The 26,901-nt window shown below is 38.7% G+C and carries 25 protein-coding genes and 2 pseudogenes; 18 read left to right on the top strand and 9 right to left on the bottom strand.

Annotated elements, in window-relative coordinates; all coding sequences use genetic code 11:
* Nucleotides 1-212 precede the first annotated feature (212 nt).
* Nucleotides 213-809 carry a hypothetical protein gene (locus HOO54_RS24460; protein ID WP_172297883.1) on the top strand — a complete coding sequence of 199 codons (597 nt, stop codon included), beginning with the start codon at nt 213-215 and terminating at the stop codon, nt 807-809.
* Nucleotides 810-878: 69 nt separating this feature from the next.
* Nucleotides 879-1,205, top strand: a complete 327-nt coding sequence (locus tag HOO54_RS18565) for a hypothetical protein (RefSeq protein ID WP_172297881.1) — start codon at nt 879-881, stop codon at nt 1,203-1,205.
* A 293-nt stretch (nt 1,206-1,498) separates the two neighbouring features.
* Here HOO54_RS18565 and HOO54_RS18560 read toward each other — a convergent pair.
* Both HOO54_RS18560 and HOO54_RS18555 read right to left on the bottom strand, forming a co-directional pair.
* Nucleotides 1,499-1,615 (bottom strand): annotated as a pseudogene (locus HOO54_RS18560) (IS3 family transposase); the annotation flags it as partial.
* Nucleotides 1,616-1,862: 247 nt separating this feature from the next.
* Nucleotides 1,863-2,852 carry a LacI family DNA-binding transcriptional regulator gene (locus tag HOO54_RS18555; protein WP_172297879.1) on the bottom strand — a complete coding sequence of 330 codons (990 nt, stop codon included), beginning with the start codon at nt 2,850-2,852 and terminating at the stop codon, nt 1,863-1,865.
* Between the two features lie 100 nt (nt 2,853-2,952).
* Here HOO54_RS18555 and HOO54_RS18550 point away from each other — a divergent pair, with 100 nt between their 5' ends.
* From HOO54_RS18550 to HOO54_RS18535, 4 genes are all read left to right on the top strand, one after another.
* Nucleotides 2,953-4,266 (top strand): DegT/DnrJ/EryC1/StrS family aminotransferase, encoded by a 1,314-nt coding sequence (locus HOO54_RS18550; protein WP_172297877.1) that lies wholly within the window; start codon nt 2,953-2,955, stop codon nt 4,264-4,266.
* The gene (locus HOO54_RS18545) at nt 4,253-5,098 is read left to right on the top strand and encodes an HAD-IIB family hydrolase (RefSeq protein ID WP_172297875.1); all 846 of its coding nucleotides are present in this window, start codon (nt 4,253-4,255) and stop codon (nt 5,096-5,098) included. Before HOO54_RS18550 ends, HOO54_RS18545 begins: the two co-directional genes overlap by 14 nt.
* A 15-nt stretch (nt 5,099-5,113) precedes the next feature.
* Nucleotides 5,114-6,160, top strand: a complete 1,047-nt coding sequence (locus HOO54_RS18540; RefSeq protein WP_172297873.1) for a Gfo/Idh/MocA family protein — start codon at nt 5,114-5,116, stop codon at nt 6,158-6,160.
* A 74-nt stretch (nt 6,161-6,234) separates the two neighbouring features.
* Nucleotides 6,235-7,419, top strand: coding sequence for an MFS transporter (locus HOO54_RS18535; RefSeq protein ID WP_172297871.1), 1,185 nt, complete (start codon nt 6,235-6,237; stop codon nt 7,417-7,419).
* Between the two features lie 218 nt (nt 7,420-7,637).
* On the opposite strand, the gene HOO54_RS18530 is transcribed toward HOO54_RS18535, so the two are convergent.
* Complete coding sequence (locus tag HOO54_RS18530) at nt 7,638-8,687, bottom strand: oxidoreductase (RefSeq protein WP_172297869.1); 1,050 nt, start codon at nt 8,685-8,687, stop codon at nt 7,638-7,640.
* A 154-nt stretch (nt 8,688-8,841) separates the two neighbouring features.
* On the opposite strand from HOO54_RS18530, the gene HOO54_RS18525 reads away from it, so the two are divergent.
* Nucleotides 8,842-9,315, top strand: coding sequence for a MarR family transcriptional regulator (locus tag HOO54_RS18525; protein ID WP_172297867.1), 474 nt, complete (start codon nt 8,842-8,844; stop codon nt 9,313-9,315).
* A 39-nt stretch (nt 9,316-9,354) separates the two neighbouring features.
* On the opposite strand, the gene cypX is transcribed toward HOO54_RS18525, so the two are convergent.
* On the bottom strand, nt 9,355-10,572 hold the full coding sequence (cypX, locus tag HOO54_RS18520) for a pulcherriminic acid synthase (protein ID WP_172297865.1): 1,218 nt from the start codon (nt 10,570-10,572) through the stop codon (nt 9,355-9,357).
* Entirely contained in the window at nt 10,569-11,324 is a 756-nt protein-coding gene (locus HOO54_RS18515; protein WP_172297863.1) for a tRNA-dependent cyclodipeptide synthase, read from the bottom strand. Before HOO54_RS18515 ends, cypX begins: the two co-directional genes overlap by 4 nt.
* Nucleotides 11,325-11,758: 434 nt before the next feature.
* On the opposite strand from HOO54_RS18515, the gene HOO54_RS18510 reads away from it, so the two are divergent.
* Nucleotides 11,759-12,985: an MFS transporter gene (locus HOO54_RS18510; RefSeq protein WP_172297861.1), complete on the top strand. Its 1,227-nt coding sequence runs from the start codon at nt 11,759-11,761 to the stop codon at nt 12,983-12,985.
* A gap of 73 nt (nt 12,986-13,058) precedes the next feature.
* Here HOO54_RS18510 and HOO54_RS18505 read toward each other — a convergent pair whose 3' ends face one another.
* Entirely contained in the window at nt 13,059-13,580 is a 522-nt protein-coding gene (locus HOO54_RS18505) for a hypothetical protein (RefSeq protein WP_172297859.1), read from the bottom strand.
* A 636-nt stretch (nt 13,581-14,216) separates the two neighbouring features.
* Between HOO54_RS18505 and HOO54_RS18500 the strand changes: the two genes are divergently transcribed.
* From HOO54_RS18500 to HOO54_RS25250, 5 genes are all read left to right on the top strand, one after another.
* On the top strand, nt 14,217-14,768 hold the full coding sequence (locus HOO54_RS18500) for a DJ-1/PfpI family protein (protein ID WP_172297857.1): 552 nt from the start codon (nt 14,217-14,219) through the stop codon (nt 14,766-14,768).
* A 234-nt stretch (nt 14,769-15,002) separates the two neighbouring features.
* A complete protein-coding gene (locus HOO54_RS18495; RefSeq protein WP_172297855.1) occupies nt 15,003-15,302 on the top strand; it encodes a metal-sensing transcriptional repressor in 300 nt (99 codons plus the stop codon).
* Nucleotides 15,303-15,364: 62 nt separating this feature from the next.
* Nucleotides 15,365-15,577 (top strand): copper chaperone CopZ, encoded by a 213-nt coding sequence (copZ, locus tag HOO54_RS18490; RefSeq protein ID WP_172297853.1) that lies wholly within the window; start codon nt 15,365-15,367, stop codon nt 15,575-15,577.
* Nucleotides 15,578-15,606: 29 nt separating this feature from the next.
* A complete protein-coding gene (locus HOO54_RS18485) occupies nt 15,607-18,027 on the top strand; it encodes a heavy metal translocating P-type ATPase (protein WP_172297851.1) in 2,421 nt (806 codons plus the stop codon).
* A 261-nt stretch (nt 18,028-18,288) separates the two neighbouring features.
* A complete protein-coding gene (locus HOO54_RS25250; protein ID WP_375335814.1) occupies nt 18,289-18,558 on the top strand; it encodes a DUF6007 family protein in 270 nt (89 codons plus the stop codon).
* 209 nt (nt 18,559-18,767) lie between these two features.
* On the opposite strand, the gene HOO54_RS18480 is transcribed toward HOO54_RS25250, so the two are convergent.
* From HOO54_RS18480 to HOO54_RS18470, 3 genes are read right to left on the bottom strand one after another with little or no spacing between them, the layout of a single operon-like run.
* On the bottom strand, nt 18,768-19,694 hold the full coding sequence (locus HOO54_RS18480; protein ID WP_172297849.1) for a metal ABC transporter substrate-binding protein: 927 nt from the start codon (nt 19,692-19,694) through the stop codon (nt 18,768-18,770).
* Nucleotides 19,695-19,713: 19 nt separating this feature from the next.
* Nucleotides 19,714-20,574 (bottom strand): metal ABC transporter permease, encoded by an 861-nt coding sequence (locus HOO54_RS18475; RefSeq protein WP_172297847.1) that lies wholly within the window; start codon nt 20,572-20,574, stop codon nt 19,714-19,716.
* Entirely contained in the window at nt 20,574-21,317 is a 744-nt protein-coding gene (locus tag HOO54_RS18470) for a metal ABC transporter ATP-binding protein (RefSeq protein ID WP_172297845.1), read from the bottom strand. Before HOO54_RS18470 ends, HOO54_RS18475 begins: the two co-directional genes overlap by 1 nt.
* A 549-nt stretch (nt 21,318-21,866) precedes the next feature.
* On the opposite strand from HOO54_RS18470, the gene HOO54_RS18465 reads away from it, so the two are divergent.
* The 5 genes and pseudogenes from HOO54_RS18465 to HOO54_RS18445 all read left to right on the top strand — a co-directional run bounded on the left by HOO54_RS18465 (nt 21,867) and on the right by HOO54_RS18445 (nt 26,724).
* A complete protein-coding gene (locus HOO54_RS18465; RefSeq protein ID WP_172297843.1) occupies nt 21,867-23,978 on the top strand; it encodes a heavy metal translocating P-type ATPase in 2,112 nt (703 codons plus the stop codon).
* A 93-nt stretch (nt 23,979-24,071) separates the two neighbouring features.
* Nucleotides 24,072-24,776, top strand: a complete 705-nt coding sequence (locus HOO54_RS18460; protein ID WP_172297841.1) for a thioredoxin domain-containing protein — start codon at nt 24,072-24,074, stop codon at nt 24,774-24,776.
* On the top strand, nt 24,766-25,179 hold the full coding sequence (locus HOO54_RS18455; RefSeq protein WP_172297839.1) for a disulfide oxidoreductase: 414 nt from the start codon (nt 24,766-24,768) through the stop codon (nt 25,177-25,179). Before HOO54_RS18460 ends, HOO54_RS18455 begins: the two co-directional genes overlap by 11 nt.
* A 21-nt stretch (nt 25,180-25,200) precedes the next feature.
* Nucleotides 25,201-25,684 (top strand): annotated as a pseudogene (locus tag HOO54_RS18450) (N-acetyltransferase family protein).
* Between the two features lie 431 nt (nt 25,685-26,115).
* Nucleotides 26,116-26,724 carry a trimeric intracellular cation channel family protein gene (locus HOO54_RS18445; RefSeq protein WP_172297837.1) on the top strand — a complete coding sequence of 203 codons (609 nt, stop codon included), beginning with the start codon at nt 26,116-26,118 and terminating at the stop codon, nt 26,722-26,724.
* The last annotated feature ends 177 nt before the right edge of the window (nt 26,725-26,901 follow it).

Genomic DNA, 26,901 nt, shown 5'->3' with positions numbered 1-26,901 from the left:
TATGGGGCGACCTAGTGCCAAATGAACCGCCAGTTATTTATAGAATATAGATAACCCATATAAGCCCTATATGATGTTTTAACGAATTATAAAGTGCGCACACACCTTTAAAACGTATGACCTATTTAATGTATTCTACCTTATAAAAGTAATTATAAAATCATCAGTTACCACCATTTACATCCTCAAGTCCTTTCCCTTCGTTTTCCCCCTTGAATGTTGAAAAACGGTCTTTAGGAGATATTGGGCATAGAATTGCTAAGATTGCTGGTGGTAAGGGTACTGCCAAGAGTGTAGCTAAATTTTCTGAAGGGGAGTCGCATAAGGCTATTCCGAAGGTTGAGAAGGATGTTAGTAAGGGAGCTAGTGGATCTAAAACAGCAGAGCAAGTTATAGCGGATAGAACAAAAGGATTAGATTTAAGCGCACATCCTACTCAGCAAAAACAATTACGTGTCAAGAAGATGAAAGAACTAAAAGCGAAAATAGGGAACAGGACTATTACAAAAGCTGAATATGAACAATATACATGGAATAAAAAATTTGCTAAACATAGAAATTCTGGTGTAAACGATTTCTGGTATCAAGAACGCCAAAGAATTTTGAATAACGAAACTCCAACAAGAAACTGGGATCAGAGACAATTAAATGATATTCTGAATGGTAAGAAACCTAAAGTAGATGGAAAAAAAGTACAAGGACACCATTCTTACAGTGCTTCACAATATCCGCATTTAGCGAATAAAGGAGAAATTATATATCCAGCTACACCGAATGAGCATTTTAACGGTTGGCATGGCGGTAATTGAAAAAATAGTCTGCCAGGTAAACCAATAAATCCTAATGATGATTTTTAATTCAGGAAAGGGGATATTTGAATGGCTAAAATGAATATGAAATTGGAAAAAGATGCCAATAAAAACAATTACATCTCTATTTTAAGAAAAAACACTGATAAAAGTATATCTGAAATAAGAGAATTACTTAATAATAATGATTTCGTCTTATCGCATAATCTATTAGATATTGATGAATTGTTAGAAATGAAAAAAATAGTAAGTTCATTATTAGAGGATGGTGCTAAAATCCAAATATATGAAGATAATAGAGAGGTTAGCATTGAGTTTTTAGATAATCTTATAGAATCTTATTTAGATACAGAAAGGTATCTAGAAGAAGTTGACGAGCAGATGAATGAAGATTAAAATTTTTAAAGAACAAGATAGATTGTTAAAACAAAATCCAAATTCTAGGTATGTTAAGCTAGAAAGTGGCAGAGGAAAAATTAATAAGGATTTTCTATTTTTTTGAGTCTTCTGCCACTCACAAAGCAACATGCTCAGGATTTTACCTAGGAGCTGTTCGAAAAGAGCAAAATTGTGAAAAGTTATGATTCAAGATTGCTGATATATCAGAGATTGTTGAAAGTGAAAAGGGTGCCAAGATCGACTTGAATTGTGCACTTTAAAGTAGATATTTAAATAAAAGAAGATGCTGGTTATACAGCGATTAAATGACTTCGGTAATCCTCCGGAGTCATCTTTTTTAGGTTCCATTGCTTTCTGCATGTGTTATAATACTCCACATATTCATCAATTATTTGCTTTAGCTTATTAAAAAGTGTAGTGTTTAACAGTCACTTCAAACGGATTATACCAAGCATCCAGATGCACGTTGGAATATAGATTTTGAGATGAAACCTGAAATCATGACGGCTTTAGAGTTAATGAAATGACAAACCGACACCGACTTCAATATATGCTGAGTTACCCTTAAGACAGCCCCCCAGAAAAACAAGTCATACCAAGATTCCAGGGGGATTTATCTTCCTTCACAACAGTAGCACTCCTAATGTAAGTATACTAAACAGATTGTCTTGTAATGATTGATGATGACATTGTGACAACTTCTCTTTTTAAAACGTTTTTGTTATCCAATATATGAATGATGGCCTCTATCGCTTTTTTGGCAAGATCTTCAACAGGGATATCAATTGTTGTAATTTCAGGATTCGTTACTTCACAGATTGATTGATTATCATATCCAAGAACAGCTAGTTGCTGCGGGATTTTGTATTGATAATGGGAGGCTCTCTTAATCATCCCTGCGGCTACTTGGTCATTTCCTGTAAAAATAGCGGTTGGTTTTTCTGTCATGTTATGAATTTGATCCATAATCCTGAAACCATCTTGGATGGTAAAAGCTTGACTAAATATCCATTGATCGTGAAAACGTAAGCCTGCATCAGATAAAGCCTTCATAAAGCCCTTTTTTCTCATCATCTGAGCTTTGCTGTATAGGTTGTCACAGCAAAAAGCAATTGAATGATGCCCTTTTTTAATAAACAGCTCTGTGCCTTTATATCCGGCTTCAAACTCGTCATAGCAAATCACCGGGACTTCTGCTTCAGCGTGAAGCTCGTTTGCCATCACGATCGGACCGTATTTGAGGTATCCTTTGATATCTTCCCAGTCGTTTTCAAGGCTGCACAAGATGATACCATCGACTTCTTTCCTTTTCAGCAGATCCATCACTTTCAGTTCATTTTGCTTTTCATAAAACGTCTGAAAAACAATCACTTTATATTGATATTGCAGGGCTTCAGCAGACATATTTTTCATCAGTCGAGCAAAAAAAGGATGGTCTGCATGGGGAATAGACACTGCTATGAACATTGTTTTATTCGATCTGAGTTTTCGTGCAGAGGTATTCGGAATGTAGTCCATTTTTTTAATCACTTCTAAAACCCGTTGCCTTTTTTCTTCAGACACATAGGGATGGTTGTTTAGTACTCTGGAAACTGTTGTTTTCGACACATTACTTAACTTTGCAATTTCGTCAATAGTAGGCATAAAGTCACTTCCTGAAAAAAAGAGTTGTTATGGTATCGATTCCATCATTTAAAATTTGTGATGAAATATGACAGTTCTTAATAAAAATGGGGTGAAATTGATGAAAACCGCAAGCTGCAAAATGACTTGCACAAGTAAAGACTTATTGATCCTTTTCAATGATTTGAAGGATGGAAAGCCGGTAGATGCCAGCCGTATTGAAGACAGCCTGATCAATCAAAAGCTCAAACAAACTTTACAGAAGCGCAATTTCGACATCAATTTCAATTTGTTAAACAAGATGGATTCCCCTCCTTTAAGAGTTGATTTCATGCCGCTTCATCGCCTGATTACAGAAGAAGAAATCGAAGATGTTTTAAGCGGGGTCAAAGATGTACTTCCAACCGGACAATTTACGAGTGGTCCTCAAGTTCGTGTTTTTGAGTCTGAAATCGCAGCTTTCCTTAACAAGAAGTACTGTTTTGCTTCTTCAAGTGGAACTGACGCGATGATTGTTGCGTTAAAGGCGGCAGGTGTCGGACAAGGTGATGAAGTCATTATGCCAGCAAACAGCTTTGCTGCTACAGAAAATGCTGTGCTTGCGGTAGGCGGTATGCCAGTTTTTTGCGATATTGACCCTGACACCTTTTGCATGACGGCTTCTAATATTGAAAACAGGATTTCTAGTAAAACAAAATGCATTTTACCTGTCCACCTTTATGGAAAGCAGCCTGATATGAAAGCTATTGCAGAAATTGCTGACCAATATCGGATTCCTATTATAGAGGATGCCTGTCAATCAATTGGTGTTACCGGCTTAGGAGAATACAGTCTTTGCGCGATTCTCAGCTTCAATCCGTATAAAAATCTTGGCACATGCGGAAAAGCCGGTGCAATTGTAACAGATCAGCAAACATTTGCCACTTCATGTATGGAATATATGTATCATGGGTTTGAGTTGAATCAGAAAAATAAAAAGACCGCAGATTACGGCTTTAATTCAAAAATTGATAATCTTCAAGCGGCAATCGGACTGGCTAGAATGAAATATCTATCATTAAATAATCTGAAACGATTATCATTAGCAGATCGTTATATTAAACATTTGCAACTGTATGAAGAAAAAGGTCAGATTAAACTGCCAAAAATGGCTGAAGACCACGCGTGGCATTTGTTTACAATTAAAATAATAAACGGAAATCGAGATCAAGTCAAAGAAAAGTTGTACAATCTTCATCATGTTGAAACAGATGTGTATTATCCGATTTTATCGCATCAGCAGAAAACATCACTTGTGAAAACTCACTATCAGGATACAGTACTTCCTGTAACCGAATCCGTGCATAAACAAATGCTTCAGCTTCCTCTTTATCCGCATCTGACGATAGAAGAACAAGACAAAGTAATGGAGGCTTTAATTGATGTCATATCATGAAACCCTTTCTTTCCACAATTTAGAGCAAGTAGACAAACCAAAATATGCCGTATTTTGTGACTTTGATGAGACGTACTTCGCTCACAGCATCACTGATGAATCGAGAAAAGCATTGATCGATCTGGAAACATTTATTCATTCGCATCATCTCGATAAAAAAATATTACTTGGGTGGGTAACCGGCAGCAGCCTGTCAGCTGTTCTTACAAAAATGAAGCGTGGAGGATTTCGATATCTTCCGCACTTTATCGCCAGTAATCTTGGAACGGAAATCACATTTTTTTCGAAGGAAGGTCAGATACCTGACAATGAATGGGAAGAGCGTTTGCGTCAATCTGGTTTCACGTATGAGACGGTCAAACAACTAAAGAACATTCTAGATGAGAAGTACGGGATTACCCTTATTCCGCAAACACAGCATGGTTATTCTGGATACAAAGTGAATTATTATTATACATCTGTGAATGAAAGTGCTGATCAAAGAGCTCTGGATGTCATTAGAGATCTTGCCGCAGAGCATCAAATCGGGGTGAATATAAACCGTTGCAATCCTTTAGCGGGAGATCCTGAAAACAGCTATGATGTGGATTTTATTCCTTTGCAGACAGGTAAACCATATATTGTCGATTTTATTTTAGAACAATTTAAAATTAGAAAAGAACATTCATTTGCATTCGGTGACAGCGGTAATGATGTGGAGATGCTTAAAAAGGTAGACCATGGATATCTGGTAGGGAATGCGACAGCTGAAGCGAAGTTGCTCCATTCTCGTATCACGCAAGGTTCATATACGACCGGCATTTTAGAAGTATTAAAAGCTCATATCCAATGATAAGGAGTGTTTAATATGAAAATCGGAATTATTGGAGCAGGAGGCATTGCAAAGGCTCATGCAAAAGCGATCTCCACAGTTAAAGGTGCAGAACTATCAGGGTTTTTTGATATTAACTTGCTTACCTCGCGTAAAATTGCATTTGAATATGGAGGTACTGCATTTGAAAGTATGCAGGATTTGCTGAGTGCATCATCAGCAGTTATCATTTCATCACCTAACTTCTGTCATAAAGAACATGCACTAGAAGCGCTCGCTGCGGAAAAGTATGTGTTATGTGAAAAACCTATGGCTGTTTCTATGGAAGAAGCTGAGGAGATGAGAAACAGAGCGGTTCGATCTGCTTATATTCCGATTATGGGCTTTAATTACCGGCATCTCAAGTTTGTTCAGCAGTTAAAAGAGATGTTGTCCAAGAATGAGCTTGGTGACATTTTATCTGTCAAAATCGATTTTAAGAAAAACAGTGCGCTTAGAAGAAAAAAATATACTTGGCGTGATCACTCAACAAGCAATAATACAAGTGGAGCCTTAGGAGATTTAGGTGTGCATTTAATTGATCTCATCCTACATTTGTTCAATAGTCCATTTAAGTTAGATCATTTAAAAGTCAAAATGATGACAGTTGTCAAAGAAAAAGAACAAAAACAGGTACATGTCGATGATCATTCTGAAGTATACGGACAGCTTGAGAATAAAGTATTTGTGAAAATGGTCACATCAAAATGTACAAAAACGGAAGATTGCGGTTTCAGTATAGAGGTTAATGGGCAGAACGGTGTCTTTTACTATCACTCAAGCCAGGGGAATGAATTTCTGCTTAGGAATGGATTAACAGAACAAAGAGTTGCTCTGCCAGACAATTTTTTGACTGATCCCCAAACTGAATTTTATGGTTGGGCGGATTCCTTTAGATCTCAGTTAATCGAATGGATGAAAGGAATTCAAGATCACAATTTTGCACGGCTCGCTACATTTGAAGATGGATATCAAACACAGTTTTATTTAAATGAATTCTTTGCTAAAGGTCAGCAGTTATCCTTTTCAAAACAAGCGAACTGAGCATTGTGAAAACCCTTGTCGGCTCTAACCTCAGCCGCAAGGGTTTTATTCTGGAAAATGAAGGAGTGGATTTAGTGAAAAAAATTTTTATATTTGGCTGTTCATTTTACTTTATTGTCGGCATCATCCACATACTTTTGGGGAGCCTATCACCGTATATCATCCATGAATATCATCGGGATCTTCACGATTTATCCTTCCTGATTTTTTTTCAATTCATTGGTTTTTTAAACGGTGTTTTGTTGGCACCGATATTTGTCAGACGTAGCTCCCATACCACTGTATTGACGTATGGTCTACTTCTCATTATGGTGACACTTTTAGGGGTTTTTATCTTTGACAATTTCCTCTATTTTGTGATCATGGGCTTCTTGCTGGGCTTTGGAGCTGGTACTTTGGAAACAACAATGGGAGCGTATGTGATTACACAAGATAAAAATGCAAAAGGGATGAATATCTTAGAGGTTTTCTTTGGCTTAGGTGCTTTGTTGTTTCCTTTTCTGATTTTTATCCTAGTAGAGCAATATTCTTGGAATATACCACTTTATGTTCTTTTTTTGTTCGTATCAATCCTTACAGGTTTATGGTTCATTTTTCTAAAAGGGAAGGGCAATAACCCTGCTTCAAGTCAGAACACATGTCAAATCAAACCGACTGCAACAGCTATCTTTCAAAAAGGAAAGAAGGAAAAAAATATTCTTTTTTTTCTCATTTTTGCATTTCTCTATGCGGGGATTGAAACGAATTTCGCCAATTTTCTGCCGGCACTCATGTGTGAAAAGGGAGCTGATGAAATCAGCGTTATCAGTGTTTCATTTTTTTGGATGGGGATGGTGTTCGGACGATTTTTGTTAAGTCTGCTTGGCAATCGTTTAACTTCTGCTATCTTTCTCATATTCAGCACCGGCATATTGACCGTCTTGCTGTTTACTTTGGCATGGCTTCCCCATCATGGAACACAGATTTTGCTTATCTTTTGTATCGGGTTTTCTGCAGCGGGTATTTTCCCTTGTGCTGTTACATTAACATCATTAGCTGGAAAACCTTTTACAGAAGAAATGACAAGCTTCTTTATTTCTTCGGCAAGTCTAGGCGGAGCACTTCTAGCTTTTCTAATTGGCTGGGCAATTGATTTTAGCACAGATGTTATTTTGCCATTGTCGTTATTTACAGGAATGGGGATCTTGCTTATTGTGATCAGCGGCATCATTTTGTTCATTAGCTTGAAAAAAAACAAACAAAGCCATATGGATATGTAAATTTTTAGAGGTAGTTTGGAAATATGGTGCTTCAAGTAAATACAACAGTTAGGAACACTTCTGGAGCATCAATATGCAAATAGTTAGAAGGTCAGGCACATGTTGATATTGTGGCAACGAATGATCCCAACAAAGCCATATTCCTATTATGTAAGAAAACTGCACCTTCAATTATTAGGGTGGGGTCTAACAAATGGGGTGCAGTTATTCAGGTGGTTTTAGAGATTGTTGATGAAAACTGTTTTTTTCAATTCGTTGCTTTTCCAGGCTGACTCAATGATACTGATGACATCTAAGCCTTCCTCAGCAGTAACAGGCGGTTTGCCGCCTTTAAGGATACATGCAGCTAGTTCCTTATAATAGGTTAAATAAGAACCATTGAGTGTTTTTACTGTTTCTTTCTTGATGTTTTCACCTTCAATTAATGTTAATTCTCCATAATATTCAGGTGAATCAGCTCCCCATGAAGCATCAACTGGTTTTTGACCAGCTCTAAGCGCTTCTTCCTGTCCATCAATGCCGTACTTAATAAAGCTCCCCTTTGAGCCATGCACTTGATAGCGGGGACCATTAGCCGGGACAATCGAGCCAGAATGCAATAGTACCTGAAGTTTGTCATAACTGAGCACGACATGAAAATAATCATCTGTTTCTGCATTGTTTCTCTGAGAGATCACTTGAGCAGTTACAGCGTTAGGTTTTCCAAATAAATGAAGGGCTTGATCAATCAAATGTGATCCTAGATCATAAAGAGATCCAGACCCCGCGCCTTTTTGCTCTTTCCAGCGCTGTCTGACATTCGGTCTATACCTGTCAAAAGATGCATGGAATGTATTGATTTCTCCGAGTTGCTCTTCTTTTATGAGCTGTTTAATTGTTAAAAAGTCGTTATCCCATCTTCTATTGTGAAATACACTAAGAACCACGTTTTGTTGTTTAGCTATTTCAATTAATGTTTTGGCTTCTTCTGCACTTGTTGTCATCGGTTTCTCCAAAACAACATGTTTACCAGCGAGAAGGCATTGTTTGGCCATTTCAAAATGAAGCCCACTAGGTGTTGTCACAATCACAAGATCAATGTCTGGGTCGTTCGTCATTTCATCAATCGAGCTGACTGTTTTCGTCCCAGGAATGTCTTGATGCACTTGTTCTTTTCGAGATGTCATCACTTTTTTTATTTCAAATTCTGTTAAGACCGATAATAACGGGGCATGAAAAACAGAACCTGACAGTCCATAGCCTAATAACCCAGTACGAATTTTATCCATCTCTATACTCCTCTCTGGATATGTAATGATGTCTATTTTATTGTAACCTGTTTATATGGTTATTTAAAAAAATAAAATGGAATCATTGAATTTTATTTCGTTAACTGGTAAACTATAAATAGTTAACCAGTTAACAGAAAGGAAGGCAAGAAAAGTGGACAACAATACGTATGAACAGGCATTTCAAGCTGTTCAAGATTTTATTGTGAAGAGGGAAAAACGAGCACAGCATGAACAACAGACATTTGCAAAAGAAGCTTTAAAAAGCGAAGAAATGATGCATAAGCATTGGACTCTGACACAACTTCATATTGTTTCATTAATCCATGATAGTGAAGCTCAGCTCAACAACACTTCTCTCGCAGAACGGTTGCAAGTGTCAAAAGCTGCGATTACGAAAGCAGTTAATGTTTTGATCAACCATCATATGATCGAGTCTCATAAAAAACCAAACAACAATAAAGAATTGTATTATACCTTAACAGTAGAAGGCGAAAAGTTGGCTATCGTCCATGAGCGGATGCACGAAATTGCCAAAAAACGTTACAGCAAGCTGTTCGAGCAATTCACAGAATCTGAACTTGAAACCGTTACCCGCTTTCTAAAAGAATGGTCCAAACAGATCTAATCTTAATGAAGAAACCCCCCCTTGTGGGGAGGGAGGCTTTTAAACGGCATCAAATAAGATTCGAAGTGAGACAGGACCACGCGTATAAAGTCCTGTTTCGCGATAAACGAAATCCTTCTCTAATCTGATGTTTTGCATATGATCGAGTACGGTGTTGGCCACAATTTCAAGCTCTGTTTTTGCAAAGCCTGCTCCTACACAGTTATGAAGACCTGAGCCGAATGCAAGATGGCGGGCAGCTCCGCTAAATGCACTTTTGACATCAAGATCATCGCGGTAAATGTTAAACTCATTCGGGCATTCAAAAGCTTCGGGATCACGGTTGGCTGCACCAATCATGCAAAATACGATTGTACCTTCTTTCAGTTCAACATTGCTGATGACGGCATCTTGAGAAAGTTGCCGTGGAATAAGTTGAACAGGCGGTTTATAACGTAGTGTTTCTGCAATTGCCCGAGAAAGCAGTGAACGATCTTCAAGCACATCCTTCATTTGTTGAGGATGATGTAGCAAATGATAGATCATTAACGCAAGTGTCTTATCTGCTGGTTCTGTTGCGGCAAGCAATATGTTCAGAATTAGTGCTCGAATGTCCCGATCTGACATAGCTACACCTTCATACTCAGAAGTGCATAAAATCGAAATTAAATCATGACCAGGGTCTCCTCTGCGTTCTGCGATGATTGGGCTTAAATAGTTAGCGAGCTGTTCACTGCATTTAAGAGAGTGAGCCTGATCTTCAGGTGACTGATTCAAACTTGTAATATAATCAGCAACACCACTGTGCCAGTATCTGATCTTTTCATGGTCTTTTTTGTCAAGTCCTAAAATATCCATTGTTACACAGACAGCAAATGTTTTACCAAAATCATTCACAAGGTCAATGCGCCCTTTTTCAAGATATGGTGCCAAAAGTCTTTCGGCATTGTCTTTGATTAACGGAGTAAGATGTTCAAGAGGATTTCCGACAAAGCGCCGTAAAACGATTCTTCGTTTTGCCGTGTGTTCTTTACCATGCATTTGAGCGAGTACTGGTCCGCGCATAACCGGTTCTGCCCGTTCGCTCAATGGCTTTGTCGTAAAGATATCCGAGTGCTGAAGAACATGGCGAACATCTTGATAACGACTAATAAAATAACTGTCAAGGGATTCTTCATAATGAACTGGATCTGTTTCACGAAGATATGAAAAATATTGATATGGATCCTCATGGTAGCTTTCAGACAACACACTAAAACTTTTAAGAGAATGGTTCATCTTTTGACCTCCTGCAGGTTTTTAGATTCCACACAAACATCCTCGGATTGCTCGGTAACCATGAGGTATCCTTGATTTGGTCGCATTCTAATCGCAAATTCATGATTGGATATTTGTTCTCCGAGCTTCCAGGGGCGGTGATAAGCAAGGAGTGTTTCCTCCACTCCTAATATATCCGGTGCCCCGATAAAAAACGGTAACTCTGCTATCACGTACTCAACGGCCAAATTCAGCATCGCTTCACTAACCTCATCAATCGCTGTCTGAGTGCCTCGGGCTCGTCCTAGTATTGCTGCTTGAGACATCTCTAAGCATGCTTTACGGAAATGGGGCTGTTCAAAAAACGCATCATCAACCTCATTTCGCAAATGACAGTATGCGGTTTGCTCTGTAAAATCAGAAAACGTATGAATGGCTTCCGGATTGCCGCCATGTGCTTTGAGCGCACGTTCTGCAAACCTTTTATTTCGAGAGACTTCTTTTCGAACTTTGCGTTCGGCTTTTCCTCTTGGAGTTCCAAGTGCTTCAAGCAGATTGGCTGCTTCCTTTCCTGCCAGTAGGACTTCTACATTTTCGAATTCATTGATTGCCCAGCCGATCAGTCGGTAAATATAATCTTCGGAAAATTGACTGTTAAACGGGCTAATCCCAATTAAAACATGGTGGCGGCGTTCAAATAGTTCAGTGCAGTTTTGTGTTAATGTTTCTGTTTTGAATGAATGGAGTTTGTTCTTGGTCATAAGCTCTGTCATTGATTTCACTCCTCAGTGGGCAATTTGTCAATCAATGCGAATATCTTACTGTGAGTAGAGCTTAGAATAGACTAAGATGAATTCAAATGGAGTGTGGCGAATAAAAAACGACTGTGGTTTGCGCACTAGTGCAGGCTTTAAAGACTGGTTATGAAAAAATAAAAGTTTACTAGTAAACAATAGTCATTCTATCCCGAACTTTTCCAGATGTCAACACGGTCAAAGTCCAAAATATGAAAAATATAGTAACATTTTGTCTGTTTATACATAAAAATGCTATTTGTATGCTTACAAAATCAGTACAAACAAAATGTATGTAAAGAAATATTAAAATTGAGACATTGACAAAAAAAGAAAGGGGCGTTACAATATTTTTGTTAACTGGTTAACAATATTTAATCGTGTTATAAACTAATTTAAGGCAGGCGGTTTTCGTGAAAACCTTAAAACTAAGTACGACTTTTATTTTGTATTTGGTATGTCTCAGTGCATTTTTTGCTTCGTTAAATCAAAACATTTACTCACCGATCATTCCTTTAATCAGAGACTCTTTCCATGTTTCTGTCACTATGGTGAACTTATCAGTTTCCATTTTTATTTTCATTACAGCAGTTATGCAGATCATTATTGGATCAATTGTTGATTTTAAAGGTGCGAGGTTTGTCGTGCTAGTCAGTATGATCATCACCGTTTTCGCTAGCATGGGTTGTGCTCTTGCACAGGATTTTACGGTATTTCTCATTTTTAGAGTACTTCAAGCGCTGGGAACAGCAGCACTTCCTCTAATCGCGGCGACCACAATTGGCGGATTGTTTGAAGGAACAAAACGGGGCAGTGCAATGGGGACTTACCAAATGTTACTGTCTTTGGCACCAGCCGTTGCTCCATTGCTTGGGGGGTTTATTGGAGAACGTTTTAACTATTGGGGAATTTTCTGGTTTTTGACAGGCATTTCAATCATTTTGTTCTTAGTAAATGCCATTTGTTTTCCAAAAGAACCAACAAAGAAAAAAGACCGTTTTAATGCCAAACGACTTTTATCCCACTATGGTGAGATGTTCAAAAATAAAATCGGGAATGCTATATTAATTTTAAGTTTTATCATCTTTTTTGTTTATTTTTCAATCATTGTTTATTTGCCTATTTTGTTGACGGATAGCTATCATCTTGATTTGAAAATTGTCGGGATGCTTTATTTACCGATAGCAGTAAGTACAATTGTAGGGAGTATGGTGTTCAAATCGATTCAAAAAAAAATATCATTACAGCGTTTATTCGTTTATGGAAATCTAACAGCTGCAGGCGGCATCGTGTTTTTTGGACTCACACATACGTTCTCTTTGTTTGTCATGTCCATAGCTCTCATTGTTTTTGGTATTACAATGGGGCTTATTCCGCCGATGTTCTCAACAATGATAACGAACGAGTTTGAAGAAAATCGCGGTAGTGCAATAGGGGTATTTAACTTTATCAGATATATAGGAATGGCGAGCGGACCCGTTATATCCGGCTATCTCTTAGAAAAACTATCATCTGTTCTGATTTTCAGTTGTCTTGGAGCGCTATATGCTGTCGTTAGCCTGCTGATGTTTGCCATTATGGGAAATAGATTACGAAAAGCGGCACCAAAAGTGGTAAATAAAAAAGCTGCAAAATCATAGGTATAACAAATCGGTTTTTGCTTTTGGCCTAGAAATGGATAGGAGGCTGCTGTCAAGCAGCCTCCATCCTAAATTAATTTGAGCGAACTAAGACAGAAGAAACTTCATCATTCCATGTTTTTGAACCATCACCGACAGGTCCAAGTAAATTATAGAGACCACCTGTATTAGCCAAAGCTAATGCATTACCGCCTCCGTTTGCATGTATATAAACATAGGTGTAATTTCCATGTGGATGGGTTCTGACAGATGATACGGCATCATTGGCATTTCCAGCAAGGTTTGTCATGACATTTGCATATGCTCTGACAGACCAACCCCCGCCGTTTGTGTGTTCGTAAAGTGTACTGTAAATAGGAGCTGCCAGACTGAATTTACTCTTCGGTTTAACAGGATGCGTCTTTAAATATTGGTTAAATGTCCTCTCGTTGTCAAAATCAATTGAAATTTGTTTTCCATTTTCATCTTGAGTATACACTTGGTAGTGAGAGGCTTTTGCACCAACTTCTTGAGCCTGTGCTCCACTGTTCATAGTACCAAACAGTGTGATCCCTAGAAGACTGAGTAAAGCTAGTAATCTGACAGCAAATTTCATTTATACTACCTCCTTTTTTTCCACACAACATTGGATGTGTGGTTGCCTCAAGACTACATCAAAAAACCTTTTATTACAATAAATAACATGTAAAATAATTGTAATTTTGAATATTTTATGAATTATAGCCGTAAATTTATACAAGATGATAGAAAGATTGGAGTCGTCAGACAGTCTCAACCTGATTGGATTTGAGCGAAGGAAGACGGCATGAGACGCAATCATTCCAATTCTTTACCAAATTAGATAAATCAATGTTATGAGGAATTGCCAGTACAGAGCCGCCCCTGTTTGCATTAACAAAAAGAATGGTGTAATTTCCCTGATCATGAGTTCTGAAACAGCATCAATTGTGCTTACCTAGAAGGTTTGTTATAACAGACCAGCTCCGCTTTTGAAGCATTTAAAGTGTACTGTGAATGCAACTACCGGGGAGAATTTCAGGCGTAACAGGATGCATTTTTAAATATTGATGAAATGTTCTCTTGTTGTAAATTTATTTTCTACAAGGATGTGCATCATTACATTACTTAAAATATTTCCTTTTGACTCTAAGAAAAACATATGAGCACTTGATTTTAAAAAAAGCAAGAAGTGGATTAAAATTAAGGGAGAAAGGAAAGGGGATGATGTTTGATGACGAAAAAAGTATTGATTGTGACCGGTGATGCAGTGGAAGCTTTGGAAGTCTATTATCCATATTTCCGCTGTCTTGAAGAAGGTTTTGAAGCAGTGATTGCTGCACCGCAAAAGAAAAAACTTCATACCGTTGTTCATGATTTCTTAGATTGGGATACGTACACTGAAAAACCGGGCTATTTAATTGAAGCACATGCTTCATTCGCTGATGTTGATCCATCAGAATACGATGGCATCATTATTCCAGGAGGACGAGCACCTGAGCATATTCGCATGGATGATCGTTTATTAAAGATCGTGACCCACTTTTTTAAAGAAAACAAGCCAATCGGCGCCATCTGTCATGCTAGTTTGATTTTTACAAGTTTGAGAGAGCATTTGAAAGGCAGAGAGCTGACGGCTTACATTGCCTGTAAGCCTGAAGTTGAAGCGGCGGGTGCGACTTATATTGATCAGAAGTTGCATGTTGAGGGAAACCTCGTCTCAGGACATGACTGGTCTAACCTCCCTGAGTTCATGAGGGAATTTTTCGCAATTTTAAAAGGGTAATGAGCTGTCTAAAAAGTCCTTTTTCAACATAAACAAGAGGGAATTGCGAGACTCCTGCGGGAACGAGCTCCGAGGAGGCTCGCGTATCGCCCGGGGAAAGCGAGCAAATTTCCCCATTTTTATTCATTCACACTACTTTCAGGATACCCCTTTTCTTTTGTTAATGTTTCTGTTAACGTTTTATCATAATAAAAACATCATTCTTGTACAGAATAAATGATGAGAGGTGTTCAAATGTCGGAGCATGAACAAATGTTAAACCCGAAAAGTTCAAAGGAAAAAGAAAAACTGAAAAACCGTTTAAAAAGAATTGAAGGTCAAGTAAGAGGAATCCAGAATATGATTGAAAATGATCGCTATTGCATTGATATTTTAGTGCAAATATCGGCGGTTCAGGCGGCAATGCAAAAAGTAGCTTTCAATCTGCTGGAAAATCATACACACCATTGTGTAGCTTCAGTGATTAAAAGTGGGGAAGGCAAAGAAGCAATTGAAGAACTGCTTGATGTATTTAAACGGTTTTCAAAATCTTAATGACTTGAAATACCCTACAGGGGTATGGTAGTATAAAAACAAATAACGAGGAGGTTTTAAATATGGAACAAATATCACTTCATGTAAACGGAATGTCTTGTGGTCACTGTGTTCGAGCAATTGAGGAAAATGTTGGGGGGCTAAAGGGTGTAGAGGTTGTAAAAGTGCATTTAGAATCTGGTAAAGTGGATGTTACGTTTGATTCAGACAAAACAGCTCTTAAAGACATTATTGATGAGATTGAAGATCAGGGATATGATGTTGCTGGACAATGAGTCTAATATACCTATACAGGGTATAAGGAGTGAACAATATGAAAGAAGCCACTCTTCAAATTAAGGGGATGACCTGTGCAGCATGTGCTGCACGAATTGAAAAAGGGTTGAAGAGGCTTGATGGTGTTGAAGATGTTAATGTCAATTTTGCCTTGGAAACCACAAAAGTCATTTATGATCCCGCGCAGATTGAAGTCAACCAATTAACTGAAAAGATTGAAGCTCTTGGTTATCAAGTAGCAACAGAAAAAGCAGAGTTTGCGATTAAAGGGATGACCTGTGCGGCATGTGCAAACCGAATTGAAAAAAGGTTATCTAAACTATCCGGTGTCAAAAGCACACCGGTCAATTTTGCTCTGGAAACGGTAACGGTTGAGTACAATCCAAGTGCTACAACAATAGATGAGATGAAACAGGTAGTGGACAAGTTGGGCTATCAACTGGAATTAAAAGCAGACCGAAACCGGGATGAGGGAGCGGAACAAAGAGAAAAAGATATTCATAAGCAGCAGAGAAAATTCATTTTTTCTGCTATTTTATCATTTCCATTACTTTGGGCAATGGTTAGCCATTTCGAGTTCACATCATTTATCTGGGTGCCGGACATATTTATGAATCCGTGGGTTCAGCTTGCCTTAGCTACACCTGTTCAGTTTATTGTCGGAAAACAGTTTTACATCGGTGCGTACAAAGCGTTGCGGAATAAAAGTGCGAACATGGATGTCTTAGTGGCGCTTGGAACATCAGCCGCCTATTTTTATAGCCTTTATTTTAGTATTGAAAGTCTTATGACAAAACACCATGTCATCGGTCTTTATTATGAAACAAGCGCGATTTTGCTGACATTGATTATTTTAGGAAAGCTGTTTGAAGCTAAAGCAAAAGGCCGCTCATCTGAAGCGATTAAAAAATTAATGGGATTGCAGGCGAAAACAGCAACAGTCGTTAGAAACGGCGAAGAGATGACAATTCCGATCGAGGAAGTATTGGCCGGAGATATGATGTATGTCAAACCTGGAGAAAAAATTCCTGCAGATGGTGAGATTGTAGAAGGGCGTTCAGCATTGGATGAATCGATGATCACCGGTGAAAGTATACCTGTCGATAAAACTGTTGGAGATATGGTTATTGGTGCGACAATCAATAAAAACGGGTTTTTGAAAATAAGAGCGGAAAAAGTAGGCAAAGAAACTGCTTTAGCACAAATTATAAAAGTAGTTGAGGAGGCGCAAGGTTCAAAAGCGCCGATTCAACGCCTTGCAGATCGAATTTCAGGGGTGTTTGTACCGATTGTTGTTGCCATTGCCATCATCACATTTTTTATTTGGTATGCGCTCGTAAGTCCGGGCGAATTTGGTACAGCGCTTGAAAAAATGATTGCTGTGCTTGTGATCGCATGTCCGTGTGCATTAGGATTAGCAACACCGACCTCGATTATGGCGGGTTCAGGACGAGCTGCTGAGTACGGAATTTTGTTTAAAGGCGGAGAGCATTTGGAGACGGCACATCGTTTAAACACGATTATTCTCGACAAAACGGGAACTGTTACACACGGAAAACCACAGCTGACAGATATACAGCCTGCATCATGGCTTAGTGAGACAGAGTTTCTCAAAATAGCTGGTACAGCCGAAAAAAACTCTGAGCATCCACTTGCAGAAGCGATCGTAGACGGAATTAAACAGAGAGGGATTGAGCTAAGCGATGGTAGTGATTTTGAAGCTGTCCCGGGATATGGGATTAAAGCTGTTGTCAAAGAAAAACAAGTCCTGATCGGTACGAGACGTTTGTTAGAACAGCATCAAATTGATATTCAATCAATTTTAGTTCAAATGGAAAAGCTAGAAAAACAAGGGAAAACAGCAATGATTGTGGCAATCGATGGACGATTTGCGGGGTTAATAGCTGTGGCAGATACGATTAAAGCGACCTCTCAAACAGCAATTAAGCGGTTGAAAGAGATGGGATTGGAAATCGTCATGATCACGGGAGACAATAAACAAACTGCAGAAGCGATTGCGAAAGAAGCGGGGATAGACGAAGTGATCGCTGAAGTTCTCCCTGAAGGAAAAGCCGAAGAAGTGAAGAAAATTCAGGCAAGAGGTAAAAAAGTAGCCATGGTCGGTGATGGTATTAATGATGCTCCAGCATTGGCAGCCGCTGATACAGGGATGGCGATTGGAACCGGAACTGATGTTGCAATGGAAGCAGCAGATATTACATTAATCCGCGGTGACTTAAACAGCATTGCTGATGCAATCGTCATGAGCAAGCTGACCATCAAAAACATTAAGCAAAACCTATTCTGGGCATTCGCTTATAATAGTATTGGGGTACCTGTAGCAGCGTTGGGTTTATTAGCCCCATGGGTAGCAGGTGCGGCTATGGCGTTCAGCTCAGTATCAGTTGTCCTGAATGCGCTCAGATTGCAAAAGGTGAAACTAACTTAAGACATAAAAGAGGAGCTGTCTAAAAAGTCCTTTTTCAACATAAATCAGGGGGAATTGCGAGACTCCTGCGGAAACAGCGAGCTAGGCGAGACCCAAGAGGAGCAAGGAACGAGCTCCGAGGAGGCTCGCGGATCGCCCGCGGAAAGCGAGCAAATTCCCCAATTTTTATTCATCCACACGACTTTCAGGACAGCCCCTTATCTATTTTAATTGGGGCTCAGCATTCATACACTTTTTCACAAAATAGCTAAATCCTATGGTATGATAAACGAAAAATGGTTAGGAGAAAAGCTGATTGATAAAGGTGGTACTGTTATGAGAAACAACGATAAAGATGACTTATACGACATATTCAGACACATCAGTATGATGGAAGTCCTTTTTTTCTTGCCAATCGGATTTTTATTTGTCTATCTTCCTGTAACCAATTTTTTGAGTATTTTTATAAACTTAATGATAGTCATATTGTGTGTAATAGGATTTGCTACATTCTATCATGTTGTGAAAGGGTGGATTTCCCCAAAAAATTAACAGCTTATATCAAATGACGAGTCCAATTATGAAACGAGAAGCACGTCGTACAGAACCGCTTAAATCTGATATGTATCTAGGTTTACTTGAAATACACTGTCTTTCATGATTAATACCTCCTTTTATAGTCATATTGTAGGAGATATAAAATAAAGAGTCGTAGAGATATACAAAAAACCTGCTGTCCAATTGGACAGCAGGTTTTGGCATTATTCAGCAAGTCCTTTATGGATTCGCTCAAGATTTTCTTCCATCATCTTATAATATGAATCTCCGGCTTCACCTGGTTTGCCAATAGAATCAGTAAACACTTTTCCTTTAATTGGTACGTCGGTTTCTGCTGACAGACTTTCCATGCTACGCGGGTCAACACTTGTCTCTACAAATAAAGCTGGTACTTTCTTTTTCTTCACCGTATCAACAATTCTCTTCATTTGGCCTGGAGTGCCTTCATTTTCGGTATTAATTTCCCAAATATAGCGGGCATCTACGCCATATGCTGAAGCAAAATATTTAAAGGCACCTTCACTTGTAACAAGGATACGGCGTTCTTTCGGAATATCTTTAAAGCGGTTAACTGCTTCAGTATGAAGTTTTTGCAGTTTCTCAATATAGGCTTGTGTATTTTTTTCATAGTCTGCTTTATGATCTGGATCTTGTTTGATCAAGGCATCTCGTGCGTTTTTTGCATATTGAATTCCGTTTTGAATATCGAGCCATGCATGTGGATCTTCTTCTGTTTCTTTTCCTTCAGAGGTGAGATGTTTTGCTTTAACCCCTTTGCTTAACTTATAAACAGGGGCATCATCACCAGATTTTTCTGCCGTTTCAAGTAGCTTGTTAAACCAGCCGTTACCAGCTTCCAAGTTCAATCCGTTATAAAAGACAATATCAGCGTCAGCAGTCTTCTGGACGTCTTTTGGCAATGGATCGTGTTCATGCGGATCTTTGCCAACAGGGACAATACTGTATAGATCAATGTGCTCTCCACCGACATGTTTGACGATGTCATAGAGAATTGAATAGGTTGTCACAACTTTTATTTTTCCATTTTGCTCACTGTTCGTTTTTCCAGAACAACCGGTAGCGGTTAGCAGCAGAATGACGACAGCAAAAAAAACTAGTTTTCGTTTCATGATTGTTTCCCCCTAAATATTAATTGTGAAGTGCAGCTCTTTGTCTTCTAGATTTCAATGATCTCCAAAGTATGCCTTGTTTTGGTGAAAACATAAAAGCAAGACCAAATAGAATCGTTGCCACAAGCACAATCGCTGCTCCTGATGACAGATTGTACGTATAGCTTAATCCAAGTCCAATAACTGCAGACAATGCGCCAAAGAAAGCGGCCAGATAGATCATCACCCATAGCCGATCTGTTAATAAATAAGCGGTAGCGGCAGGTGTGATCAGCATAGCGACGACAAGGATAATTCCAACGGTCTGAAGTGATGCAACAGTGACCATTGTCAAAAGTGTCATTAAGAAATAATGAATCAACCGATTTGGTAAACCGGAAACGGCAGCCATTGTCGGATCAAATGAGCTCATCAATAGTTCTTTATAAAACAAAACGACAGCTGTGAGAATAATGATTCCGATGACAAGGGTAATCCACATATCAGATGAGCGAACAGCCAAAACATTACCAAACAAAATATGGTATAGGTCACTTGAGCTTTTCACAAGTGTGATCAGTATGATGCCGACTGCAAAAAAAGCGGTAAACACAATACCGATAGCCGAGTCATTTTTAATCCGGCTATTTTGGCTGACATAGCCGATGCCAAGAGCAGTCAAAACACCAGTCAAGACAGCACCGAAGAAAAAATTAATACCGAGTATATATGAAATCGCGACACCTGGGAGGACAGCGTGGGAGATCGCATCACCCATTAACGCCATCCCCCGTAAAATGATAAAGCAACCGATCACTCCGCAGATCACTCCCACCATAATTGAGGTGAACAGCGACTTTTGTAAAAAAGAGTATTCCATTAAGCCGTTTATAAATTCCATTAAATTGCCCCCCGTTTCATTTGCAAAAATGGAAGCTGAGATTCATAGGCTTTCATCATCACATCTGGCTTAAGAACGTCAGAGACCGAGCCTATTTGAATGAGCTCTTTATTTAATAACATTAATTCGTTGAAATAGCTGTCTGCTTTGCTTAAATCATGATGAACGACAAGAATCGTTTTCCCTTGATTGCGTAATTCTTGTAGTATGGCAACAATCATTTCTTCACTTGTGACATCAATACCGACAAACGGTTCATCAAGACAAAATAATTCTGCTTTTTGTGCAAGTGCCCGGGCGAGAAAAATGCGCTGTTGCTGTCCACCTGACAATTCACCGATTTGTCGTTTATAGAAAGACTCCATTCCGACTTTTTCTAAACAGTGAAATGCCCAATCTTTATGATGTTTTTTTGGACGGCGAAGAAGACCGAGTTCAGGGTAAGTTCCGAGAATGACCGTATCGAGAACATTGATGGGAAATGTCCAATCAATGTCATTTCGCTGAGGAACATAGGCAATCTTTTTACGAATCTCTTTAAGCGGTTTTTCTAGTAGGCGTATTTCGCCTTTATCTCGGGGGATCAACTCCAGAACGGCTTTTAAAAGTGTGGATTTACCAGCGCCGTTCGGTCCGATAATCCCGTACATTTTACCTTGGTCAATAGAAAAATTGATGTTGTGAAGAGCTTCTGAGCCGTGATAAGAAACATACAAATCCTTTACTGTAATTGCGGGTTTCATCGTAATCAATAACCCCTTTCTAGATCTATTTTAAATTTAACTTAAATCCAAAATTTTTATATAAGTAATATTTTATTGCCTAAAGACATTTTTTTGACCTAATGCAACTTTTATTGCATTTTAATATATTTTTCTCTTGTTGTAAAGTCTAAGATCTTCTGAAAAAAACATGCAAGGAAATGTGTTCTGTGTCGGATAACGGTCTTGTGACTGATGATCTGATCAACAAGCTCGTGATCAAGGTCTCGCTGTTAACCATTGAAATAATCCTCGACTTTGATCTCCATTACGATAGGATGTGAAATAGATCAGACAAAGATAAAAATGTATTTCTCAGAGAACGTGTTTGTTAGTTTAACAGATAAACCAAGTGTGCTTAGAATGATGTTCAATATGCCAAATGTTGATTTTAATAAAGAGAAAACGGGAATATTTAAATATGTGATTGACACCTATTTCATCTGGTGCATATAATAAAGGAGAAGTATATATGCATACATGCTCATATAAGAAAAAAGAAGCCAGCCCTAGATAGGAAGGTGAAGCAAGATGGAAAAGATAAAACAGGAATATATTTTGAACGGCCTTGACTGCGGGAATTGCGCTCGGAAAATTGAAAACGAAATTGCTAGTATGAAAGACATCGACATGTGTTCGGTCAACTTTGCAACAAGCACCTTGACTGTAACATTTAATAAGCGTAGCAGCGAAATGATATCTTCAGACATTAACAAAAAAGTAAAAGCCATTGAACCACATGTCAAAGTTGTGCCAAAACAAACCAATTCACACGAACAACAAGACGATCATCGTTCTAAAAAGATGATTGGCAGACTAACTATAGGGACAATTCTTGGGGTATGCGGTTTTCTGATTTCTGCAAATGAAATTTGGGAATTGCTGTTGTTTTTCTTAGCATATTTGATCATAGGTGGTGATGTCGTATATCGAGCAATCAAAAACATTTTTCACGGTCGTGTTTTTGATGAGCACTTTTTAATGACGATCGCAACAGCTGGTGCATTTATCATACAGCAGTATCCAGAAGGGGTCGCAGTTATGCTGTTCTATCAAATAGGAGAGCTGTTTCAAGGAGCCGCAGTCAATCGTTCGCGAAAATCAATCAGCGAGTTGATGGATATTCGTCCTGATTATGCCAATTTGAAAACGACACATGAAACAGTTAAGGTGGCGCCTGAAAAGGTTCGAACAGGTGATGTGATTGTCATCAAGCCAGGCGAGAAGATTCCATTAGATGGACGGGTTTTAGACGGGAAATCACTCGTTGATACATCAGCATTAACAGGAGAATCTGTGCCAAGGGAAGCTGCACCTGGAAAAGAGGTCATGAGCGGATTTATTAATAAAAACGGTGTGCTGGAAGTCGAAGTCACCAAAGAATATCATGAATCAACTGTTTCAAAAATTCTTGACTTAGTTGAAAATGCCAGCAGCAGAAAAGCAAAGACAGAAAATTTCATAACGAAATTTGCAAAATATTATACACCTTTTGTGGTGATGACTGCTCTTCTTTTAGCATTTGTCCCACCGTTTATGATTGAGGGGGCTACTGTTTCAGATTGGGTTTACCGGGCACTTGTCTTTTTGGTGATTTCTTGTCCATGTGCTCTTGTCGTCTCCATTCCATTAGGGTTTTTCGGGGGGATTGGAGCTGCATCAAAAGCGGGTATACTTGTCAAAGGCAGCAATTATTTAGAGGCACTGAACGATGTGAAATACGCTGTTTTTGATAAAACAGGAACTTTGACAAAAGGCCAATTTGCGGTTGTCAAACTTGTACCTGCTCATCAAGAAATCAAAGAGGAAAAACTGCTTGAATATGCTGCACTTGCTGAATATCACTCAGCACACCCGATTGCCGAATCGATTCGTGAAGCATACGGAAAACCGGTAAGTGCAGAAGACATCAGCGATTACAATGAATTATCAGGTTTAGGAATTCAGGCTGTTGTAAACGGAAAACAGATATTGGCTGGAAACGCCAAACTAATGAAGAAAGAAAACATTTTCTATCAAGAAGAAAAAGGAATTGGGACTGTTATTTATGTAGCGGTTGATCGGAAGTTTATCGGATCGATTTTAATTGCAGATGATCTAAAAGAAGATGCAAAACTGGCAATTTCAGCTTTGAAAAAAGCCGGAGTTAAAAAAACGGTCATGTTGACAGGTGATGCAAAAGAAGTGGGCAAAGCTGTCGGAGCGGCACTTGCCATCGATGAAGTACATGCGGAACTTCTTCCACAACATAAAGTAGACCGGATTGAAGAACTTGCTAGCCAAAAACTTCCCCGAGAAAAATTACTGTTTGCTGGTGATGGAATCAATGACACACCTGTATTAGCGAGGGCTGATATTGGGATTGCGATGGGGGGACTTGGTTCAGACGCAGCTGTGGAAGCCGCCGATATTGTGATCATGACAGATCAGCCGTCAAAAATTGCCGAAGCGATTCAGATTGCCAAACGAACAAAGTCTATCGTCTGGCAAAATATTTTCTTTGCTCTTGGCATCAAAGGTATTTTCCTTCTATTAGGTGCTTTTGGTATTGCAACAATGTGGGAAGCGGTATTTTCAGATGTCGGTGTGACACTTTTGGCGGTTTTAAATGCAATGCGGGTATTAAATATTAAGGGAAAATAATGTGAAGAAACTGGAAAAATCTATTTTCGTGTCTTCACGAAGACAGATAGTCTTGTTAAAATAAAAATGATTAAAGAATAATGAGGTGTCTATGTGAAAAAAAACCAGAAGTCACCAATGAGATTAATTGTGATTTTGACAATTATTGTCGTGTTTTTGGTCGGTGCATTGATTGTGATCAACCAACAATTCAAAAATAACCAACAAACATTTGATGATAAGCAGTTAACAGAAAATCAAAGTCAACCGCTCATTGGTAAAAAGGATGCAGCTGTAAAGATTATCGAATTCGGAGATTATAAATGCCCGCCTTGTAAAGAATGGAGCAAAACCATATTTCCGAAATTAAAAAAGGATTATATTGATAAAGGAAAGGCCAATTTTTCATATATTAATCTTGTGAATAAGCAGCATGGTCTTGGCTCTGAATTAAGCGCCCTAGCATCTGAACAAGTATGGAAAGAAGACCCTGATTCTTTTTTGGCTTTCCATGAAGCTTTATATCATGCACAGCCAGACGGGGATGATATGAAAACGGAGTGGGCGACTCCGGCAAAGTTGGCTGAAATCGTCGAAGCGAAAACAAAAATTAAAGGAGACAAGCTTATTAAAAGCTTAAAAGACAAGACCTATTCAAAACAGGTAGCAGCCGATGAATCGATTATAGTGAAGAACAATGTTGATTCAACACCGACGATCGTGATAAACGGTGTAAAAATGAAAGAACCTTTTAACTATGACCAACTAAAAGAAACGATTGACAAAGAACTTAAAGGTAAAAAGGCAGATGAAAAATAAACAACTCTGGCTGTACGGTGCCTGGATCGTTTCGTTAACAGCGACAATTGGTAGCCTCTACTTCAGTGAAATTCGGCGGTTCATTCCTTGTGAACTATGTTGGTATCAGCGGATCATGATGTATCCGCTGGTACTGATTCTTGGAATTGCAACATTTCAAGGGGATGCGCGTGTTAAAAAATACGTAATCCCGCTGGCGGCAGTCGGTGCAATCATTTCCCTGACACACTATTTGCAACAGAAGCTTCCATGGTTTAGCGGCATTAAACCATGTGTCACCGGAGTGCCTTGCACAGGGCAATACGTCAATTGGTTCGGTTTTATGACGATTCCATTCCTTGCTCTTACTGCATTTATGTTAATTATCATTTGTATGTGTTTTGTGAATGAAAAAGGAAAATAAAGCATAAGTGGAGGCTGATCAATAAAAGTGATTATTCGGAAAATGGAAAAGCGCGATATCCCTCAAGTACAGGAAGTAGCAAAAGTTAGCTGGCATCATACATATGAAGGGATCATTCCCTTAGACATTCAAAATAAATTTTTGCAATCGGCATATAGCGATGAACGTATGCAAAGACGGAAGCAATATTCATTAATACTCGTTTCAGAAATTGAGGGAAAAATCGTTGGGTTCAGCAACTTTTCTTTTGTTAATGATGAAGGAATAGCTGGACTTGTAGCAATTTATATATCCTGATGATCAGGGAAAAGGAATTGGGACAGCTTTGTTAGAAGAGGGTATTAAGCGGCTTCAGGGTGTCAAAAAGGTATTGGTCCATGTTGAAAAAGACAATCAGATAGGAAAGCATTTTTACAAGGCAAAAGGCTTTGTGGAAGAATCTGAATTTACGGAAGATTTTGAAGGTCATACCCTCGAAACGATCAGAATGGTTCTAGACATATAATCTATGGTCTACTTTGTAAATTGTACATCGTAATATAATAAGACAGCCATGATTAGTGTAGTCATAATTGAAATGAGCTTTTTGGATACTCCTTTCTATAATTGTAAGAAGTTATCCGAAAAAGAGCAAAATAGTTAAAAATTATGATGCAAGATGGAGCTGTCTAAAACGTCCTTTTTCAACATAAATCAGGTGGAATTGCGCGAATCCTGAGGGAAGCGAGCAAATTCCCCAATTTTTATTCCCTCTTATTACACATGAAAAGGGCGTCCAATCATCAAAGATCGACTTATTGGACAGCCCCTTGTTTTTTAATCCCAACCAGCTTTTCTCACAATCTGGAATGATATTTTCATTTTTTAAGCTTGATTTATAAACGAGGCTCATTATAAAATCAAAAAGATTGAACATGAGTGTGGAGGACAACATAGATGGCTTGGGAAGTGCTGAGTATCATTGGAACGATCGCTTTTGCAATCAGCGGTGCGATTGTTGCGATGGAAGAAGAGTATGATATTTTGGGAGTTTATATATTAGGTATTGTTACAGCGTTTGGCGGGGGAGCGATTAGGAATCTTTTAATCGGTGTGCCGGTATCTGCTTTATGGGAACAAGGGGATCTTTTTCTGATTGCCTTAGTTTCCGTGACCATTGTCTTCTTGTTTCCAATGCTATTGTTAAAGCACTGGAATGTTTGGGGGAGTTTTTCCGATGCGATCGGTTTATCTGCCTTTGCCATTCAAGGAGCACTATATGCTGTTCACATGAATCATCCGATTAGTGCGGTCATTGTAGCTGCCGTTTTGACAGGAAGCGGTGGGGGAATGATTAGAGATCTCTTGGCTGGACGTAAACCGCTTGTCTTTAAAACGGAGATTTATGCCGTTTGGGCTGCTTTAGGTGGTTTGATTATCGGTCTTGGCTGGGCTGAGAAATCTATTACATTATATATGCTTTTTGCCATCCTTGTGGTGTGCCGAGTTTGTTCTTATATGTTTAACTGGAAGTTGCCGAACCGTTCAATTCGGTCAAATAGCTGAATGAGAAAAAAGCCGATTTTTCAAGCTGAAAAATCGGCTTTTTTGCGTTGTATGACGCAAAAATTTATGGTAAAATAAAGACTGCTTTAACATTAAATTGTTTTTTTATAAAGATATCCAATTATATTATATCATCAATCATTTTCTTTGTCAAATCTTTTTAAAGGAGTGAATGAC

It is taken from the genome of Bacillus sp. WMMC1349, from assembly GCF_013155385.1.
Taxonomy (GTDB): Bacteria; Bacillota; Bacilli; order Bacillales; family Bacillaceae; genus Bacillus.
This window is presented reverse-complemented; position numbering and strand designations above follow the sequence as displayed.

Coding starts and splice junctions, on each gene's coding strand:
- HOO54_RS18565 (WP_172297881.1), top strand. CDS start 879: ATGGCTAAAATGAATATGAAATTGGAAAAAGATGCCAATAAAAACAAT.
- HOO54_RS18555 (WP_172297879.1), bottom strand. CDS start 2,852: ATGCCTACTATTGACGAAATTGCAAAGTTAAGTAATGTGTCGAAAACA.
- HOO54_RS18550 (WP_172297877.1), top strand. CDS start 2,953: ATGAAAACCGCAAGCTGCAAAATGACTTGCACAAGTAAAGACTTATTG.
- HOO54_RS18545 (WP_172297875.1), top strand. CDS start 4,253: ATGTCATATCATGAAACCCTTTCTTTCCACAATTTAGAGCAAGTAGAC.
- HOO54_RS18540 (WP_172297873.1), top strand. CDS start 5,114: ATGAAAATCGGAATTATTGGAGCAGGAGGCATTGCAAAGGCTCATGCA.
- HOO54_RS18530 (WP_172297869.1), bottom strand. CDS start 8,687: ATGGATAAAATTCGTACTGGGTTATTAGGCTATGGACTGTCAGGTTCT.
- cypX (WP_172297865.1), bottom strand. CDS start 10,572: ATGAACCATTCTCTTAAAAGTTTTAGTGTGTTGTCTGAAAGCTACCAT.
- HOO54_RS18515 (WP_172297863.1), bottom strand. CDS start 11,324: ATGACAGAGCTTATGACCAAGAACAAACTCCATTCATTCAAAACAGAA.
- HOO54_RS18505 (WP_172297859.1), bottom strand. CDS start 13,580: ATGAAATTTGCTGTCAGATTACTAGCTTTACTCAGTCTTCTAGGGATC.
- HOO54_RS18500 (WP_172297857.1), top strand. CDS start 14,217: ATGACGAAAAAAGTATTGATTGTGACCGGTGATGCAGTGGAAGCTTTG.
- HOO54_RS18495 (WP_172297855.1), top strand. CDS start 15,003: ATGTCGGAGCATGAACAAATGTTAAACCCGAAAAGTTCAAAGGAAAAA.
- copZ (WP_172297853.1), top strand. CDS start 15,365: ATGGAACAAATATCACTTCATGTAAACGGAATGTCTTGTGGTCACTGT.
- HOO54_RS25250 (WP_375335814.1), top strand. CDS start 18,289: ATGATAAACGAAAAATGGTTAGGAGAAAAGCTGATTGATAAAGGTGGT.
- HOO54_RS18480 (WP_172297849.1), bottom strand. CDS start 19,694: ATGAAACGAAAACTAGTTTTTTTTGCTGTCGTCATTCTGCTGCTAACC.
- HOO54_RS18475 (WP_172297847.1), bottom strand. CDS start 20,574: ATGGAATTTATAAACGGCTTAATGGAATACTCTTTTTTACAAAAGTCG.
- HOO54_RS18470 (WP_172297845.1), bottom strand. CDS start 21,317: ATGAAACCCGCAATTACAGTAAAGGATTTGTATGTTTCTTATCACGGC.
- HOO54_RS18465 (WP_172297843.1), top strand. CDS start 21,867: ATGGAAAAGATAAAACAGGAATATATTTTGAACGGCCTTGACTGCGGG.
- HOO54_RS18455 (WP_172297839.1), top strand. CDS start 24,766: ATGAAAAATAAACAACTCTGGCTGTACGGTGCCTGGATCGTTTCGTTA.
- HOO54_RS18445 (WP_172297837.1), top strand. CDS start 26,116: ATGGCTTGGGAAGTGCTGAGTATCATTGGAACGATCGCTTTTGCAATC.